The organism is Bradyrhizobium oropedii (assembly GCF_020889685.1).
Classification (GTDB): domain Bacteria; phylum Pseudomonadota; class Alphaproteobacteria; order Rhizobiales; family Xanthobacteraceae; genus Bradyrhizobium; species Bradyrhizobium oropedii.
Genome location: NZ_JACMYO010000031.1, coordinates 12,275 through 28,340 on the forward strand (window position 1 = coordinate 12,275; position 16,066 = coordinate 28,340).

The window sequence follows — 16,066 nt, forward strand, 5'->3', positions numbered from 1 at the left end:
AGAGACATCGGGCTTGCAAGGATGGAGCATCGCCAACACCGCCCTTAAGGGATCAGAAACGGTGATCAAGGCGGCGCACGGCGACGTGAGTAGGAGTCTCGATCGTCGTTGAGCGAACTTGATGCCAGGCTACTGCCCATTCATAGAGGCCGCGGCTCGTTGTACAGTCGGCGGCATTGAGCGAGGGGGCATTACTGATTTGAGGAGACTGATCATCGGACCCCGGCTTGGTGCAGCAGCGGCAACACAGATTTGCCGAAGAATTCCAGGTCGTCGCGAAAATCATAGAACGAGATCTGCATTCCGTCGCAGCCCGCCTTGTTTAGGGCAATCAGCCAATCGGCAACCTGCTCCGGGCTTCCAATCAGATGCACGTTTCCGCCGAGAATGCGCTCACGCGGCACATGGTTGGTCCAAGCCTTGGTGTCGCCGCTCTTGAAATGGTTGGCATAGCCGACAGCCGCTTCCATGTCCGCCAGGCGGACGATCTCGTCGTAATAGGCCCTCGCCTCTACTTCCGTCGGACGGCAAACGATCATTGGATTTATGATGGTGCGGATGTTGCGTCCGAAGCTTTGCGACTCAGCCTTGAGCTTGGCGGTATGCGCCGGCAGCGCCTCAATTGCACGCTGGACGTTAGCGCCGGCCGGACTTGTGATGAAGACGAGATCCGAGTGGCGCGCTGCGTAAGAGAAGCCCGCTGGTGACCCGGTTGCGCTCGCAAGAATGGGCCGCCCATAGCGCGGCTTGGGGCGCACGAACGCATCTTCAAGTCGCCAGAACTGGCCTTCGTATGTGAAATTGTGCTCCGATTGCCAAAGCTGCTTCGCGATCGACATGAACTCATCCGCCATCTCGTAGCGAAGGTCATGTTCCTGGCGACGCATGCCGAACATGAGCGGCTCTGTCGGAGAAAACCCGGTCACAACGTTGATACCGAAGCGTCCCTTGGAAATGTGATCGGCGGTGGCCGCGAAACGAGCCAGATGCATCGGGTGCCACGGGCCGTAAAGAATGTGGATAGTCGAGAGCAACAGCAATCGTTTGGTGAGGGCTGCGAGCGCCGTGACGGCCATGAACGGGTCGATCGAATCCTCCCGGAAACGGATCTTGCCGCCATAGCCTCCGGCACGAACCCATTCCGACAGGCCGAACACCAGATCGAAGCCCAGCTCCTCGGCACGAAGCGCGAGTGCCGCGTTGTAGTCGAACTCCCACGATGTCGAGCGGGGCGCAGCCGAGGCGGACCAGCCTCCACTTTGGGTGGGCAGGAACAGGCCGAGGATCATCGGCCCGGCGCAGCACGCGCGCGAGCGGGCTCTCGTCGAAGTCCGCCGGGGATGGCGTCCCGTGGAAGCGAGGATCTCGATTCATTTCAGTTCCGATTCAGGCGGCGACGACGCTGCGGCCATCCCATTTCTCACCGTCAGCCCACGACCTTGATCTTGGCGGGATCCGGGAAATCGCCGGCTGCGATCTGCTTTTGCGCGACGGTCAGGGGCCCGCGGTCATAGTAGGATGCAGCCTCAAGGCGCGCTGTGAGCAGCTTCTGCTCGTGCAGGAAGTCAAGGACCTTTTGACTTTCCGAAATCTCAGCATCAGAGACGACAAAGTCGAGCGATTCGACGTCCTTTACTGGCGCGCGCAGATAACGATCGGCATCGGTTGCCGCCCGCAGCAGGCTGGCGTCGAGGCGCGAGGTTTGCGCAAACCATTCGTCAGCCTGGGGAAGATTGTTCGAAGTCCACCATACCGCTAAGATCCATGCCTTGAGAAATCGGATCGCCGCCTCTTCTCCATTGCGGGCGAGCCAGGGCCCACTCAATGCTTGAATCCCGGAGGCGCCTTTTGGATCGCGCCACAACTCCCTGCCGATCTTCTGCTGCAATAATCTTTCATAAGTCGGATCCCACGTGGTGACGGCATCGACGAGCCCACTCTTCAGGGACTCGGCCTGCTCGGCAATATCCTGGTTGATAATCGTGATGTCCTTGAACGGCTCCTTGATCCCGGCCGCGACGACCGCCTGAATGCTTCGGGGAAACACCGTGGTCCCGAACGCCCCTGACAGTTTCGCTCCCTTCAGGTCGGCCAGCGTCGTGCCCTTGAAATCGTTGCGGACGACGATACCAAAGCGCTGATCGTGCGTTCGGTGCAGCACCTTGGAGGATGGAATGCGAGAGATCGCGCGCAAGGTGGGCGCGTCCGCGGCATAGATGTTGTCGATGCTGCCAGCGACGGCCGCCTCACCCAGCGGTCCGCCAAAGGTGAAGGTCTTGAACTCGGCCTCGATCCCGTTGAGTTCGAGAATGTTCGTATGGCGTAATGCCTCGAAGATTTCGCCACCACCGGCCCAGAGGCTCTGATAGCCGAGCGTGATCCTGGTCAACGCCTTGCTCTGGGCCGCGACGATCGCCGGCATCGGGAAGCCTGTGGAAAGGCCGCCAATGGCGGTGCCCGCGCCGATCAGGAACGTTCTGCGTCTCATGACATCACCCCATCCAATGGTCTAAAGGAATTCAATCTGGCAGCCCCTGACGCACCGTAAGTCGGCGCTCGATAAGCAGCATCAGGCTATTCATGGCAAAGCCGATCAAGCCGATCACCAGCATGCCGGCGAGAACTTTCTCGGTCTCGATCGTGGTCCGCGCAAGCTGGATCATGTAGCCAAGGCCTGAGGTCGCCGAGACCAGTTCGGCGGCGATGACGCAAGTCCAGCCGGTGCCGAGCCCTATGCGCATTCCGGTGAGGATATGCGGTACCGTCGCCGGGAGCAGGACCTGGCGAATAAACAAGGCCCGTGGGGCTCCAAAGCAACGCGCGACGCGCACGTAGACATCGGCAAGCGAGCGGGCGCCATCGTACGTATTGGTGAATATTGGAAAGAACGCGCCTAGGGCGATCAGGAACCAGGCGGGTCGGTCGCCGAGGCCGAACCACAGGATCGCGATCGGGATCCATGCGATGACGGAGATCGGACGAATCACCTCGATCAGCGGAAGCACGTACCGGGCCAGCAACGATAGGCGCCCTAAAAGAAGGCCGAGACCGACTCCCGCGAGCGTTGCGATCGAAAAGCCGACCAGAACCCTGAGAATACTGGCAGAGGCGTCGCGCCACAGCATACCGGCGCGCGCGAGATCTATCAGCGCGGCCCCGATCGCGGATGGCGGCGGAAACAGATTTGCGTTGATGATCGCGGACCGGACGCCGATCTCCCATAGAAGTGGCACCACCAGCAGCGGGAGGAAATATTTCGCCTCGGCAAACGGGAACGTGGTCGGTCTGGTTTGGCCAACATCGGTCGGTGCAGCGGCTCCGCGCTCTGGTGAGTGAGCGTTAGCTTGCAACAAGGACATCAATGACGCTCCACGGCCGGAGTGACGCGGCCAAGCAAATCCAGCACCTCGTGCTTGATATCCAGAAATAAGGGATCCCGGACGCGGATCTCAGGTGCGCGCGGCCGCGGGATCGCGACGTCAATGACCGAGTGTATGCGCCCGGGCCGAGACCCCATCACGACGACCCGATCGCTTAGGAACACGGCTTCCTCTACATTGTGCGTGATCAGCACGAATGTCTTCTGGGCGCGGGACCAGATGGCGAGCAACTCCTCCTGAAGCCGGTCGCGTGTCAGCGAATCCAGGGCGGCAAATGGCTCATCCATCAGCACGACGTCAGGATCGGGGGCAAGGGCGCGTGCAATGCTCACCCGCTGTCGCATGCCGCCTGACAATTGAGACGGATACGCTTTCTCAAATCCATCCAGGCCGACCAACGAAATGAAGTGACGCACACGCGCGTCTCGCTCGGATGCCGATAACCGCTGCGCTCCCAAGCCAAAAGCGATGTTGTCGGCAACCGTGAGCCAGGGAAACAGCGCGTAGTCCTGAAACATCATTGTGCGGTCGGGACCGGGACCGACGATTTCGGCGCCCTTCTTCAGCACGCGGCCAGAGGTCGGTTCGATGAAGCCGGCGATAAGGTTCAGCAGGGTTGTCTTCCCACAACCGGACGGACCAATGATCGACAGGAATTCACCCGCTCCTATTTCAAGATTGACCTCTTGAAGCGCAGGAAACGGCTTTCCGCCTCGCTTCTCAAAATGCTTACAGATAGATTGGAGGGCGAACATCCGATCGGCTTATTTGATCTCGAACCAGGATCTTCATTATCCATGGAGACGCGCGACAGGTGTTTTCAATTTTTGTTTGCCGAGCATGACATCCATGCTGAACGGTGGTGGTAGGGAAGCACGAACGCACTTGTTTCGGAAGTACAGCCGAAATTGCTCGACGCTGGAATACGGCAGTGGCCGCACTCGGACCGGCTCGCGCGCGAGCCGGTCCTCCGCGAGCGGGTCCTCTTTACTTCGATTGATTTTCCTGATGTTCATGTAGCAAGCTGCATCGTCTGCAGCGACGGAGCGATCATGTCGCCTCAAATTGAGTCTCCGGACTGCTCGAACGAAAAGAAGATTGTTTCGAGACGTATTCGCAATGGAAGTGAACGCGCTTGGACGGCGGTTGAACGGCACAAACTGCGAGGGTTGATTGGTTGTTTTTCCGCCTCATGCGGAAGCTGGGCCTTGCTTGAAATCCAGGTCGTGACATAGCCGTCCCACATGCCGTCCCAATCGCAGATCGAGGTGTCGTCAATTTCTTCCACGCTGTGGCCAACCTTATCCAGTAGAGCGCCCACAGTTTGTACGCGCTCCGACACCTCGGTTATCGTCTCCGTGCTGCGTCCCCAGCGCCCATTCGATAGGCCGATGCGGAGCGTGCCCGGATCGCGGGAGGTCAACGACAAGTAAGATGCGACGGGGGCTCCCATGGGTATGAACGCGCCGCCATCGGGGATGCGCGTGAGGTAATCATACATGGCCGCGGTGTCGCGGACGCTACGCGTCAGAACGCCGTCTATGGTGTGTCGGCTCATATACTCATTTTGTGCGAGCGGCTGGGGCACTCGCCCGCGGCTTGCTTTGAGCCCCACCAACCCGGAGAATGATGCGGGAATGCGGGTTGACCCTCCTCCGTCCGACGATGTGCCGATCGGAACGATCCCTGCTGCGACTGCTGCTGCCGACCCTCCCGAGGAGCCTCCTGGCGTTCGATCCAAGTTCCACGGATTACGGGTGACCACGACCTTCCCGAGATAATCGGTGGTGGTATCAAATGAATTTCCGAATTCAGGCGTGGTCGATCGCGCGATTGGAATCAGCCCAGCGCACAGGTGGTTCTCGACGACCGGATCGGTCGATGTCGCCACGCGGTTGCGATAGAGCTTCGACCCTGCCTCCTGCTTGCGTCCCTTGAGGCTAGAACCGAGGTCTTTGAGAAGCATCGGCACGCCGTAAAGCCTGCCGTTCTTGTCTGGACCGTCGACGTGGATATCTTCAAGTGTATTTTCATAGACTTCGAGCACGGCGCCGAGCTGAGGATTTAGACGCTCGACCGCCGCCGCTCCCTGCGCCACGATCTCCCGTGGATTGACCTGTTTGGTTCGAATCAGCTCCGCAAGAGCAATGGCATCTTGTTTGATCCACTCTTCCCAACTCATGGCAAGACGTATTGGTATTGTCATAGGCAACCTATGCGACAAGATCTGCTCGCCGGGCGGGATCGAACTTCAACGCCGTGTCCAATCAAATGTGTGTCGATCATTTGACGCGGTAACGTTCGATGACCTCGGGGTCGGGATCAATTCCAAGTCCCGAGCCCTGGGGAACGAATAGCTTGCCTTCTTTCGGGATGGTAGCGCCTCCAAAAAGTTCGGCTTCGAAGTCGCAGTAAAGTCGTTCCAGCAAAGGCACATTGCGTTGTGCGGCGTTAATGTGAAGGGTAGCGATCATTCCCGGGCCAAAGAGGGCGCAGTGCGGCACGAACTCGACCGCGCTTGCTTCGCATAGTGCTGAGATTTTCAACAATTCCGTAACACCGCCCGTCTTGGCGACGTCGGGCTGCGCGATGTCGATCGCCTGTGCATCGATCATCGCAGCGAAGTCGTGAAGTGAGCCGGCATTTTCTCCAGCGGCAATGCGGTGGTTCTTTTCGGCGCGAATGCGCGAAAGGCCACGATAGTTCTCCGGTGGCCAGACGGGTTCTTCCAGCCAGAGAAGACCGAGGTCCGCAAGACGAGCATCCATCGCAAGAGCCTCGGCCACGGACCAAGGACAATTCACGTCCAGCATGATGGAGGCCTTTCCCTCGGCCGCCTGGCAGGCTGCTGCGATCTCCGGGTAATTCACTTCGTGTAATTTGATATATCGATATCCACGGGAGATCGCTTGACGGGTCGCAGTTGCCACGCCTTCCTGGCTGTCGTAGCGCAACAGACTGGCATAGACATTCACATTTTGCGCAAATGCCCCGCCAAGCAGGTCCACCAGCGGCAGTCCGGCTGCCTTACCCGCGATGTCCCACAAAGCAATGTCAACCGCGGAGATGGCATACATTGTCGGGCCGACGCGGCCGAAATTCTGCAGCCCGAACTCCAGCTTGAATTTGATTTTAGAAATTGCGGCCGCATCCTCGCCGACGATCAGAGGGAAGATCTTGGTTTCGATGAGGTTTTTGAGAGCGACATCCTCCGTCCGTGAGAACGCCTCTCCCCAGCCGACGAAACCGTTTTCGGTCTCGATTCTGACCAGCATGGTGTCGAACGTATTTTTTGGCGCGCCGGTAAAATTCCAAACCGGCTTTGCATCGCTCTGAAAAGGAATGGCAACGAGAACGGCTTCGGCTTTTACGATACGACCAGCTTTGAGAGATACGTGGCTCTGGGGACTGAGGATGTGATCGACGTTCAAACGGCTCTCCATGCAGGTCCCACCAAAAACTAGGGAGGCCAAACGCGAAATGGTTGTCTATGGCGCGATGGCGAAAAGCCCTGATCCGCTCTAGGCAGGAACGTCAGAGCTAAAGGTTCACAGCCAGGGACCTCTCTGATTTCTTTATCAGACAAAGTTAATTGTTGACAATTGACAGTTTTGGCGATTTTCATAGAAAAAGTCGACTGAAAAGTTGATTTCCATGGAAAAAGGCAACTGAAAAAGTGGACGCGGGGGAATGTCATGAGTGGAATTGCAGACCTGGAGCCAGCGACGAAACAAAGCCTGGACCGCGTTGCTGCGAACAGATTGCGCGATGCGCTCGTGTCTGGCCGAATAGCTGCGGGCGCACGTCTTACCGAGATCAGTTTGGCTGAGCAGTTCGGTCTGTCACGCGGAACCATTCGGGCCGCCTTGCAACGGCTGGTTTCTGAAGGACTGATCGTGCAGCGACCCTATACGGGCTGGGAAGTAACAACTTTGTCCCCACACGATGTCTGGGAGCTGGGTACCTTGCGCGCGAGCCTTGAGGGCCTGGCGGGACGTCTCGCAGCCGAGCGAATTGATGATGCTGGAAGAACCGCTCTCATGAATGTCTTCCGTGCTATGGAAGATGCTGCTCGCGATGAAAATCAATCCCTTTTGGCGGCTGATCTTGCTTTGCATAGGATGATCGTCAGCTTATCGGGTAACGAGCGGCTTGCTCACCACTATGACCTCATCACCAATCAATTGAGACTTTATATCGCCTCATCTAACCGTCTTGTCGGAATCGAGGGTGGTATCGTCGCACGCCATTATGAACTTATTGAGCCAATCCTGAAGGGCGACGGGGATGCTGCGGAGCAAGCGTTTCGGGACTTCTTCCACCGTTCTAATAGCGAGCTCGCCGAATTCCTTGCAGTGGGTGAGCGGGAGCCAGTGGAAGCCGCTCCTACGTCAAAAAATTAAGCCGAAAGATTAGAGAGCTCCCGATCTTGAGGAGCCGTGACCAGCGCGCGGCTTAATTCGATGGCCAGACGGGCGGGGGTTGTTCGAACGACCGCACTGCGTGTGCGCTCGGACAGCATTTACTCTTCACGTCGGATGATAAGACTCAAGCCCGACCTGCGATTCAATTCGCGGACATGTCTGGGGTCGCTATCCCCAAGTAGATCTGCGTTGCAAGTGGCCCAAAGCCCCCCCCCGGCGGTACTAGTCCCGAACTACTTGGTATTCCAAAGAGGGGGCCAAGAGTGCGGCGGCCAAGAGCTCCACAAATGCCCGACGCGCGACGGCGCAATGTCAAATAGGACGGTATGAGCCTGCCCTTGACAAACCCATCCATATTGTAGAGCTTTAATTGTTAACAATCATCTGTTGGCAATCTGCCGGTCCCTAGGGGCCGAGCCGGCCGCGGCTGGCTGCGCACATCCGCACATTCTGATTGGGCCAAACCATGTGAGAAGAGGGACGCATGAATAAGGGATTGTTGGTCTCGGGGGGCCTCCCCCAATTTTATGGCTACTTGGAAATGATCGCGCTGGCATTGGTCCTTTTGGCGCTGTCCTACATGATCAAGCGCATCTTCGTGCGAAACACTCATGGTTTCATCATCGCCAATAGACAAGTGGGGTTCGGCTTCGGAGTGGGTGCCGTTATCTCGGCTTGGACCTACGCGATGGCGGTCTTGATGAGCGCGGGGATGACGTTCCAGTGGGGCTTGTCAGGGCTACTCTGGTTCGTCGTTCCGAACGGCTTCGCGGTCATGGCCATGATCCCGTTTGCGCGCATCCTTCGCCGGAGCATGCCGAATGGGTACACCATTGCAGAATTCATCAAGCATCGTTTTGACGACTCCAAGCTTGCGTCTGGCGTGGTGACCTTGTCGGTCATTCTCAGCATTCTGCTGGCGATACTGATTAACCTCAAAGGCCTGTCGATTGTGATGTCTGTCGTCTTTGGGATTAAGCCCGAATTCGCCGCGACCGCCAGCATCCTTTGCATATTAGCGTATTCTTACTTTGGCGGTTTGTGGACCAGCGTCATCACCGGAACATTGAACACGCTGATGCTGACAGTACCGTCCGCCATTGTGGTCGTTGCCGTGTATCACTTTATACCCGGGGGAGCGGACGCAGTGTTTTCTGCTGTGGGTGAAGCCAATCCCCAGAACCTGAGCGTACTGCGAGCCGATGCCGCCGCTGGATTTGGAATCACCTTGGCATTCGGTCTGCTCACTGCCGTCGGGGACCAGGCTCTCTGGCAGAAAGTCTGGTCGATCCGAAGCCGTGAAGTCACACGGGTATTTTTCTGGGCAGGAGCACTCTTCTATCCCATCCCTATCGCTGCGGGCATGCTCGGCCTCGTTGGCATAGCGTACGGTTTGACACCTGCGGATATCGGCGGCGACATCGTTGCAATCGGCCCGCATATCGTGTCTCACCTTGGGTTACCCGTGATCCTTGTCCTTCTTTATTGCCTGACCATCTTGGCCGCATCATACTCCAGCGTTGATGCTGCGAGTTCTGCACTCTCTTCCGTCGTCGCAGTCGACATCGTTCACAGGCTATGGCCGGACACGAACGAGCGCCGCTTGTTCCTGATTACAAAGGTTTCGATCCTTTCCGGTGGAGCGGTCGGCTTGGCAATCTTGCTCACCGGCATTGACTTCACCTCGTTGGTGTTGACGGAGTCCTCCCTACGAACGGCAATCCTGGTGCCATTCGTTCTAGCAATCGTCTGGCCCCCTACCAATACAATCGGCTTCGTAGCGGGTGTCGTGCTAGCGATCGTAGTCGGTCAAACGGCACGCTATTTCCATGGCGAGCTCTGGGGCACCCTCACGACTTTGGGAGTGAGCGGCGGGACGGTTCTTATCGCAGGCCTGCTGGATGGCCGGAAATTCGATATGGCGTCGCTACGAAATGTCCGAAGTGAAATCGGTGGCGATAGCACGGCTCTTGCTTCCGATAGCCAATTCGAAACAGCAAGAACGTAAAGGAGCGGCAATGTCGATATATCACATCGTATTAGCATTGGGCGCGGTCGCGACCCTCCTCTTCTTCATTGGCCTTAAGCAAGGAGCCGTCGCAGCTATTCGAGACGCCGACAAAACTTCCGAGAACGAAACCGTTGAAGATGGTGGTTACGCCTGGACGGCTATCGCGGCCGTAATAGCATCCAGCACAATCATCACATTGGCGGGGACAAGCCCGATATTCATCTATTTGGGGCCTCTTCTGGCTATCGGAAGCGCAGCCGGTATCGGCACCGCGTTCCTCGTTGGGGATCGAAAGTAAATTACGGTCAATTGTTCAGCACAGACTCACGGGCTTTTCGCAATACCCGTGAGTTGCTCATTGCCACCAACGCCGTTTGCATTTGGTTTTGGCGAGCGAGAAGAATGGCCACTCGATCAGACCGCGCTGATCGCGCGGGCTGGCGTCGCCCGTGGCGATGACGAACGGATCGAGCTTGCTTCGCTCGCTCGGCGTGATGAGGCGGCGCGACGACATGAGCAAGCGCAGCCTCAACGATTTGCGTTGCCGGCGGCGCGCGCCTCGACGTGGCGCGGGTCCGACGTTGAGCTGCAAGCAGCCTGATCAGCCGAGGTTTCGCGGTCGGCGATCGCGTAGACAACCCCGCCACCGAGCTTGCGGAAGGTCGGTCCGTTGCGGTGGCAGCGGAGCTTCTCGAGCGCACGCGCGAGAGGCCAAGGTGGCGCGCGGCTCCGGGGGTGCGCACATAGCGCGTCGTGAGCTGCGCGGTCTGGTCGAGCATAGGAGATCTCCGTCTTGCCTTGAAGCGCCGCAGCCAAGTCGCGGCATGTCGGGGCCAGAGTTGCGTAGAGTTTTGGCGTTGGGGATGGACGAAAATTCGGCCTTCGATTGTGTCCCCCCACAGCGCAACCGGGCGAAGCCGAGCGTTGCCAGCGAGGCGCGGGTTGACTCATTGGGCGCACGAATTGCAGAGATCGAAGTGCTGGTCAGAGGCCGCGCAGGAGTTTTAGATAGCCGCGCTCGACGAGCGCGATCGAATCGTGAATGAGCCGGTTCGCCCTACGGCGGGCGTGCGAATCCTTCCAGTCGACCAAACGACGATGGGCGTGGTCTGAGGCGAGCACCTTCGCTGCCACGTCTCGCGGACCGCCGCCGAGGTCGTGGACGTCGAAGGCGTGAAGCAGCTGAATCAATCGCCGCTTCTGAAACGCTGTCAGCCGCAAGGCCGCCGGTAGAGAACCGGTGCGCTGGCCGGCAAGGCAACGCGCGAAATGTAGCGCCACGTGCGCCCGCAGCGCGCCCATGCTGTCGAGCGGTACAAGCACGGCAGGCCGGCGGGGCGGCCTGCTCGTCGCGCAACCGGACATGTAGCTCACCCGAGCAGTCCGCGATCACCAGCTCGCGACGGTCAGCATCGGGCGGCTCGAGGAGCGACTGCCCGAAAACGCTGCGATCAACCGAATGGGGAGTATCGAAGCCCGGCGGCGCGGGCTCCAGGCTCAATGTTCCCGGTGACGCCTCGGCGGAGCCAGATGGCTGGCTCTGGCGCAACCGGAGAGACTGGGTCATGGGCGACACCGCAGCCTCCATCGACGTGCGAAACTCGTTCGGATGGTGTCGGGATCAGCGCCCTCGCGCGCGATCTGGCGCTCAGGCGGCGGCTTCATCGTGCAGGTCGCGCACCGAATCGAGGATGCGGGATCATGATGCGTCGTGATTTCCAGCGTGTCGAGCAAGCTACGAAAATAGCGACGCATGCTCTGCCGATCGCCGTCTCTGCGAGCGCTTCGTTTCGGATTGGCCCGCGATCGCAGCTCATTCCTTTTCCAAATCTTGATGCAGTCGTCTCAAGCAGGCTCGGACTCGTGGACCCAGTCGGCTTTGACCGACTTCAAAAGCGGAATCACCTCGCGCCCGAACGCCGGCAGTTCGTCAGTGAAATTCAGGAAGGCGCAAAGGATCATGTCGACGCCGATCGCCTCATAGGCACGGATACGCTCCGCGATCAGCTCGGGGGGACCGAACAGACGGGTCTTGAAGCCGTCATTGGGCTGAACCAGGTTGGCGTGGCTCGAGTCCGCCCACATCCCGATCCTCTCGGCTGTCGATGCGCCAGCCTGCTTCACCTGGTCGGCGAAGGCCTGCACGATCTCGGGGTCGGCGCCGGCGATGATCGCCTCGAGTTGCTCGAGCGCTTCCCGCTCGGTCGGCCGCTGGATGATGAAGCCGTTGAGCCCGAACTTGACGGTGCGGCCTTCCGCCTTGGCGAGCGCGCGGACCTCGTCGATCTGCTGCTTGGCGCCCTCCACCGTGGTGCCATTGAGAAAATACCAATCCGAATATTTCGCGGCCATCCGGCGCGCGGCCTTGGAATTGCCGCCCTGGAAAATCTCCGGATGTGGCTGCGAGATCGGCCTCGGTTTTAGCCAAGCGTTATTAATCCTGTAGAAGTCGCCCTTGAAGGTGAAACGGTCTTGCGTCCAGAGACCTTTGAGCACCTGGATGAACTCCTCCGAGCGGCGATACCGTTCGTCATGTTCCAGCCAGGGCTCGCCAAAGGCGCGAAACTCGTCCTTGAACCAGCCAGTGAGGATGTTGATGGCAAACCGCCCCTTGGAATAGACGTCGATCGTGGCCCCCACCTTCGCGATCATGGCCGGATGCCAGAAGCCGGTGTGAATCGCGCTGATCAGCTTCAGCCGCTTGGTCTGAGCCGAGAGCACTGCCGTGCAGGTGATGGCTTCCTGCTGCAGCTCCCAGCCATGGCTCGCGATGAAGCGCGCCGGCGCCAGGCCATATTCGAAGCCGAGCGCTTCGGCCTCACGCGCCAGAGAAGCGTTGTAGTCGAGCGTCCAGTCGGTGCGCTGCGGAACGTTGCTGATGACGAAGCCGCCGCTGCCGAGCGGCATCCAATATCCAAAACGAATCGCCATGACGCGCAGCTCCTGCTCATACAGTCGTGGTCTGGACCGGCTCCACGGCCGCCGTTCCGGCCGCTGCGGCACCGAGATAGAATTGGGCAACATCGTCCCGCTCGGCGAGATCAGCTGCCGTGCCTGACGCAGCGACCTTGCCGTTCTCGAGGACGTAACCGTGATCGGCAAATTGAAGGACAAGATGGGCGTTCTGCTCGGCCAGCAGAAAGCTGACGCCCTCGTTTCTGTTGAGATCGCGGATGATGTGGAAGATCTCCTCCACGATGATCGGCGCCAGGCCCATCGAAGGCTCGTCGAGCAGCACGAGGGTCGGACGCGTCATCAGTGCGCGCCCGATCGCAACCATCTGCTGCTCGCCTCCCGAGGTCAGGCCGCAACGCACGCCGCGGCGCTGTCTGAGCCGCGGAAACCAAGTGTAGATGCGTTCGAGATCGTCGGCGAGCGCACGACGGCTCGGCCGGCGCACAAACCCGCCGCTGCGAAGGTTCTCCTCGACCGTGAGCTGAGGAAAGACGTGACGACCTTCCAGAACCTGGACCACTCCCCTGGCAACAAGGTCGGCCGGATCGAGCGCTCTGGTGATCTCGCCGCGCCAGTTGATTGCGCCACGGCTCAAGTGTCCGCGCTCGGACGCGAGCAGGTTCGAGATTGCCTTCAGCGTAGTGGTCTTCCCGGCGCCATTGGCGCCGAGAAGAGCAACGATTGATCCCTCTTCGACCCTGAACGAAACGCCGCGCAAGGCCAGAATCGCCTGACTGTAGAGGACCTCGATGTTATCGACTTCGAGAAACTGCGACGCGGTCATGACGATCCTTCAGGGCAACATCAGTTGGTTGCATCGCGCGGTGTGATGCCCTTTTCCTTGGCGTAGGCGGCAGCGCGCTCATAGATCAGGGGCAGCAGCAAGTCCCGGTCGGATTTCACCCAACCGTTGGACACCACGTTCCACTTCTCACCGTCCCACTGCAGCACCTTGCCCGCGCCACCGCCCTCGTGGTCCTTCGCCGAGAGCTTCAGCGGCTGCTGGAGACCGGTGGCGCCGATTTCCGCAAGGCGCTTCTCGGAGAGGTCGAGATGCTCGAGGCCCCACTGCGCTTCCTCGCCATTGATCGGCCGCACGCCGAAATGCGCCTGTGCCGTCCGGATCGCCTCCACCGCGACGATCGCCTCGTCGACGCCGGAATTGTAGTAGACCGAGCCAAAACTCTTCGGGTCCTTGAGATCGCTGAGACCCTTGTCGAGAATGTATTTCTTGAGCTTCTGATGGATCTCGAAATTCGCGCCGGCGGGGAATGGCGTGATTGCGAGATAGCCCTTGGCCACGGCGCCGGCAGGGCGAACGTCCTCCTCGGAGCCCGACCAGATCCCGCCGACGATATGATCGACCGGAAAGCCCACCTTGGCGGCGGTCTTGATCGCAACCGGCGTCATGACGCCCCAGCCGCGCAAGAATACCCAGTCGGGCTTGAGCTGGCGGATCTTGGCCCATTGCGCCGATTGTTCATTGCCCGGATGCGGCACCGGAATCTGGATGTCCTCGAAGCCGTACGTCTTGGCAAGGTGGGCAAGCGGGACCTGCGTTTCCTTGCCGTAAGGCGAATCGTGATAGACGGTCGCGATCTTGAGGCCCTTCAGCTTGTCCTTGCCGCCGACCTTCTCCGCGATGAAATTGACCGCCGAGGAGGCTTCGCTCCAGAAGCTGAAGACGACCGGGAAGCTGTACGGGAACACCCGCCCGTCGATCGCCTCGGTGCGGCCATAGGCGATCGTGACCAGCGGAATCTTGTCGGCCACCGATTTCTCGGTCAGTGCCTTCGAAATCGGATCGCCATGCGGCAGGAAGATCGGCACCGGCGAACCGTTCTTGCCTGCCTTCACTCGTTCATAGCATTCGACGCCCTTCTCGACCTCCCAGTTGGTCTCGCATTCGTCCCAGACCAGCTTGATGCCGTTGATGCCGCCTTCGACCTCGTTGATGTAGCGGAAATAATCGATCTCGCCGGCCCAGACCGGAATGCCGCTCGATGCATAGGCACCGACGCGAAACGTCGCGAGCGGGAAGTATTGCGTTTTTGCGTCTTCCGCCGAGGCGGTGGTGCCGATGGCCGCCGCCGACAGAACGAGGGCAGCCAGGCCGATCGCCCTGCTCATGATCCGCTTCTGTTTCCGTAAAGACATCTGCTTACCCTCCATTTGATGCAGAATTCACGTCGGGGCTCACGCCCGCATTTGATGGTTTCGTTGCTTGCTAGCGGCCGAGGCGCGCGGCCAGTTGCGTCCATGCGCGCGACAGCAGTGCTGCGAGCCCTCTCGGCTCCTTGATCAGGAACCAGACGATCAGCGCGCCGAACAACGCCTTCTGAAGATTTTCGAGCTGTCCGGGATCGATCGCGCCTCCGAACAACCCGCCGCCGACGTGATCGAGCAGGATCGGCAGCAAGATCATGAAGGCGGCGCCCAGATAGTTGCCGCTGATGCTGCCCATGCCGCCGATGATGATCGCAAACATCACCTGGAACGAACGATCCAGGTTGAAGCTGCGCGCATCGACCGTGCCGAGATAGGCAAAGGCCCAGAGCGCACCTGCGATCCCGATCACCAGCGAGCTCACGAAGAACGCCTTCAGCTTTCCGGCGGATACCGGAACGCCGATCACCGCAGCCGCGGTATCCATGTCACGGATCGCCATCCAGGTCCGGCCGGTCTGACTGCGAACCAGCCGCGTTGCGACAACAGTCACGACGACGACGGTGGCCAGCGTCAGGAAATAGCGACCGGTCGGGCTCGAGAGATCATGGCCGAAGATCGCAAGCCGTGGCGCCGAGATCGAGCTTGAGGTCGAATAGTTCGAGAACCAGCCATATTGATTGAACAGCCATTCGAGCAGAAACTGCGTCGCCAGCGTCGATGCGACGAGGTAGAAGCCCTTGATCCGCAGGCTCGGCAGCCCAGCGACGATGCCCACCAGCCCGGAGATGACGCCGCCGAGCAGCAGGCTGACCGGCAACGGCAGCTCCGGCAGGCGCAGCAGCAGATTGTATGTCGCATACGCACCGACCGACATGAACCCGCCGGTGCCGAGCGAGGCCTGCCCGGCGTAGCCCATCAGCAGGTTCAGCCCCAGCGCGGTGAGCGACATGATCAGGAACGGGATCAGGACGGCATTGAGCCAGTAGTCGTTGGCCACCAGGGGAATGCCGACCAGTGCGGCGAGCAGCAGAACCGCCGAGCCGACGCGCAGCCGATCCCGCGTAACCCGGGCGGTGTCACGCGTAGCGCTGAACCCTTCGATGGCATCGGTGCCGATCGCAGACATG

At 59.6% G+C, this 16,066-nt stretch carries 14 protein-coding genes and 1 pseudogene; 3 read left to right on the top strand and 12 right to left on the bottom strand.

What is annotated here, in order from left to right:
• Positions 1-212: 212 nt before the first annotated feature.
• The 6 genes from H8A95_RS11485 to H8A95_RS11510 all read right to left on the bottom strand — a co-directional run bounded on the left by H8A95_RS11485 (position 213) and on the right by H8A95_RS11510 (position 6,811).
• Complete coding sequence (locus H8A95_RS11485) at positions 213-1,289, bottom strand: LLM class flavin-dependent oxidoreductase (RefSeq protein ID WP_338027828.1); 1,077 nt, start codon at positions 1,287-1,289, stop codon at positions 213-215.
• Between the two features lie 137 nt (positions 1,290-1,426).
• The gene (locus tag H8A95_RS11490; RefSeq protein WP_229183262.1) at positions 1,427-2,422 is read right to left on the bottom strand and encodes an ABC transporter substrate-binding protein; all 996 of its coding nucleotides are present in this window, start codon (positions 2,420-2,422) and stop codon (positions 1,427-1,429) included.
• A gap of 97 nt (positions 2,423-2,519) precedes the next feature.
• The gene (locus H8A95_RS11495; RefSeq protein ID WP_229165884.1) at positions 2,520-3,359 is read right to left on the bottom strand and encodes an ABC transporter permease; all 840 of its coding nucleotides are present in this window, start codon (positions 3,357-3,359) and stop codon (positions 2,520-2,522) included.
• Positions 3,359-4,135 carry an ABC transporter ATP-binding protein gene (locus H8A95_RS11500; protein WP_229165883.1) on the bottom strand — a complete coding sequence of 259 codons (777 nt, stop codon included), beginning with the start codon at positions 4,133-4,135 and terminating at the stop codon, positions 3,359-3,361. Before H8A95_RS11500 ends, H8A95_RS11495 begins: the two co-directional genes overlap by 1 nt.
• 305 nt (positions 4,136-4,440) lie before the next feature.
• Positions 4,441-5,562, bottom strand: coding sequence for an amidase (locus tag H8A95_RS11505; RefSeq protein WP_229165882.1), 1,122 nt, complete (start codon positions 5,560-5,562; stop codon positions 4,441-4,443).
• Positions 5,563-5,662: 100 nt separating this feature from the next.
• Entirely contained in the window at positions 5,663-6,811 is a 1,149-nt protein-coding gene (locus tag H8A95_RS11510; protein WP_229165881.1) for a mandelate racemase/muconate lactonizing enzyme family protein, read from the bottom strand.
• Positions 6,812-7,075: 264 nt separating this feature from the next.
• On the opposite strand from H8A95_RS11510, the gene H8A95_RS11515 reads away from it, so the two are divergent.
• The 3 genes from H8A95_RS11515 to H8A95_RS11525 all read left to right on the top strand — a co-directional run bounded on the left by H8A95_RS11515 (position 7,076) and on the right by H8A95_RS11525 (position 10,113).
• Positions 7,076-7,783 carry a GntR family transcriptional regulator gene (locus H8A95_RS11515; RefSeq protein ID WP_229165880.1) on the top strand — a complete coding sequence of 236 codons (708 nt, stop codon included), beginning with the start codon at positions 7,076-7,078 and terminating at the stop codon, positions 7,781-7,783.
• Positions 7,784-8,288: 505 nt separating this feature from the next.
• Positions 8,289-9,812, top strand: coding sequence for a sodium:solute symporter family transporter (locus H8A95_RS11520; protein WP_229165879.1), 1,524 nt, complete (start codon positions 8,289-8,291; stop codon positions 9,810-9,812).
• A 10-nt stretch (positions 9,813-9,822) separates the two neighbouring features.
• On the top strand, positions 9,823-10,113 hold the full coding sequence (locus H8A95_RS11525) for a hypothetical protein (protein WP_229165878.1): 291 nt from the start codon (positions 9,823-9,825) through the stop codon (positions 10,111-10,113).
• Positions 10,114-10,194: 81 nt separating this feature from the next.
• On the opposite strand, the pseudogene H8A95_RS11530 reads toward H8A95_RS11525, so the two are convergent.
• The 6 genes and pseudogenes from H8A95_RS11530 to H8A95_RS11555 form a co-directional block, all read right to left on the bottom strand.
• Positions 10,195-10,329: pseudogene (locus H8A95_RS11530) on the bottom strand (replication initiator protein A); the annotation flags it as partial.
• Positions 10,330-10,799: 470 nt separating this feature from the next.
• Positions 10,800-11,180, bottom strand: a complete 381-nt coding sequence (locus H8A95_RS11535) for a DUF2285 domain-containing protein (protein ID WP_229165903.1) — start codon at positions 11,178-11,180, stop codon at positions 10,800-10,802.
• 480 nt (positions 11,181-11,660) lie between these two features.
• Positions 11,661-12,746 carry a dimethylsulfone monooxygenase SfnG gene (gene sfnG, locus H8A95_RS11540; protein WP_229165877.1) on the bottom strand — a complete coding sequence of 362 codons (1,086 nt, stop codon included), beginning with the start codon at positions 12,744-12,746 and terminating at the stop codon, positions 11,661-11,663.
• Positions 12,747-12,762: 16 nt separating this feature from the next.
• Positions 12,763-13,554, bottom strand: a complete 792-nt coding sequence (locus H8A95_RS11545) for an ABC transporter ATP-binding protein (protein WP_229165876.1) — start codon at positions 13,552-13,554, stop codon at positions 12,763-12,765.
• A 20-nt stretch (positions 13,555-13,574) separates the two neighbouring features.
• A complete protein-coding gene (locus H8A95_RS11550; protein ID WP_229183263.1) occupies positions 13,575-14,900 on the bottom strand; it encodes an ABC transporter substrate-binding protein in 1,326 nt (441 codons plus the stop codon).
• Positions 14,901-14,997: 97 nt separating this feature from the next.
• The gene (locus H8A95_RS11555) at positions 14,998-16,065 is read right to left on the bottom strand and encodes a branched-chain amino acid ABC transporter permease (protein WP_229165874.1); all 1,068 of its coding nucleotides are present in this window, start codon (positions 16,063-16,065) and stop codon (positions 14,998-15,000) included.
• Position 16,066: the final 1 nt, after the last annotated feature.

Bases quoted from the DNA above. Each gene is read 5' to 3' on its own strand.
- H8A95_RS11525 (WP_229165878.1), top strand. From the start codon at position 9,823: ATGTCGATATATCACATCGTATTAGCATTGGGCGCGGTCGCGACCCTC.
- H8A95_RS11515 (WP_229165880.1), top strand. From the start codon at position 7,076: ATGAGTGGAATTGCAGACCTGGAGCCAGCGACGAAACAAAGCCTGGAC.
- H8A95_RS11490 (WP_229183262.1), bottom strand. From the start codon at position 2,422: ATGCCGGCGATCGTCGCGGCCCAGAGCAAGGCGTTGACCAGGATCACG.
- H8A95_RS11520 (WP_229165879.1), top strand. From the start codon at position 8,289: ATGAATAAGGGATTGTTGGTCTCGGGGGGCCTCCCCCAATTTTATGGC.
- sfnG (WP_229165877.1), bottom strand. From the start codon at position 12,746: ATGGCGATTCGTTTTGGATATTGGATGCCGCTCGGCAGCGGCGGCTTC.
- H8A95_RS11535 (WP_229165903.1), bottom strand. From the start codon at position 11,180: ATGTCCGGTTGCGCGACGAGCAGGCCGCCCCGCCGGCCTGCCGTGCTT.
- H8A95_RS11500 (WP_229165883.1), bottom strand. From the start codon at position 4,135: ATGTTCGCCCTCCAATCTATCTGTAAGCATTTTGAGAAGCGAGGCGGA.
- H8A95_RS11485 (WP_338027828.1), bottom strand. From the start codon at position 1,289: ATGATCCTCGGCCTGTTCCTGCCCACCCAAAGTGGAGGCTGGTCCGCC.
- H8A95_RS11505 (WP_229165882.1), bottom strand. From the start codon at position 5,562: ATGAGTTGGGAAGAGTGGATCAAACAAGATGCCATTGCTCTTGCGGAG.
- H8A95_RS11495 (WP_229165884.1), bottom strand. From the start codon at position 3,359: ATGTCCTTGTTGCAAGCTAACGCTCACTCACCAGAGCGCGGAGCCGCT.
- H8A95_RS11550 (WP_229183263.1), bottom strand. From the start codon at position 14,900: ATGAGCAGGGCGATCGGCCTGGCTGCCCTCGTTCTGTCGGCGGCGGCC.
- H8A95_RS11545 (WP_229165876.1), bottom strand. From the start codon at position 13,554: ATGACCGCGTCGCAGTTTCTCGAAGTCGATAACATCGAGGTCCTCTAC.
- H8A95_RS11555 (WP_229165874.1), bottom strand. From the start codon at position 16,065: ATGTCTGCGATCGGCACCGATGCCATCGAAGGGTTCAGCGCTACGCGT.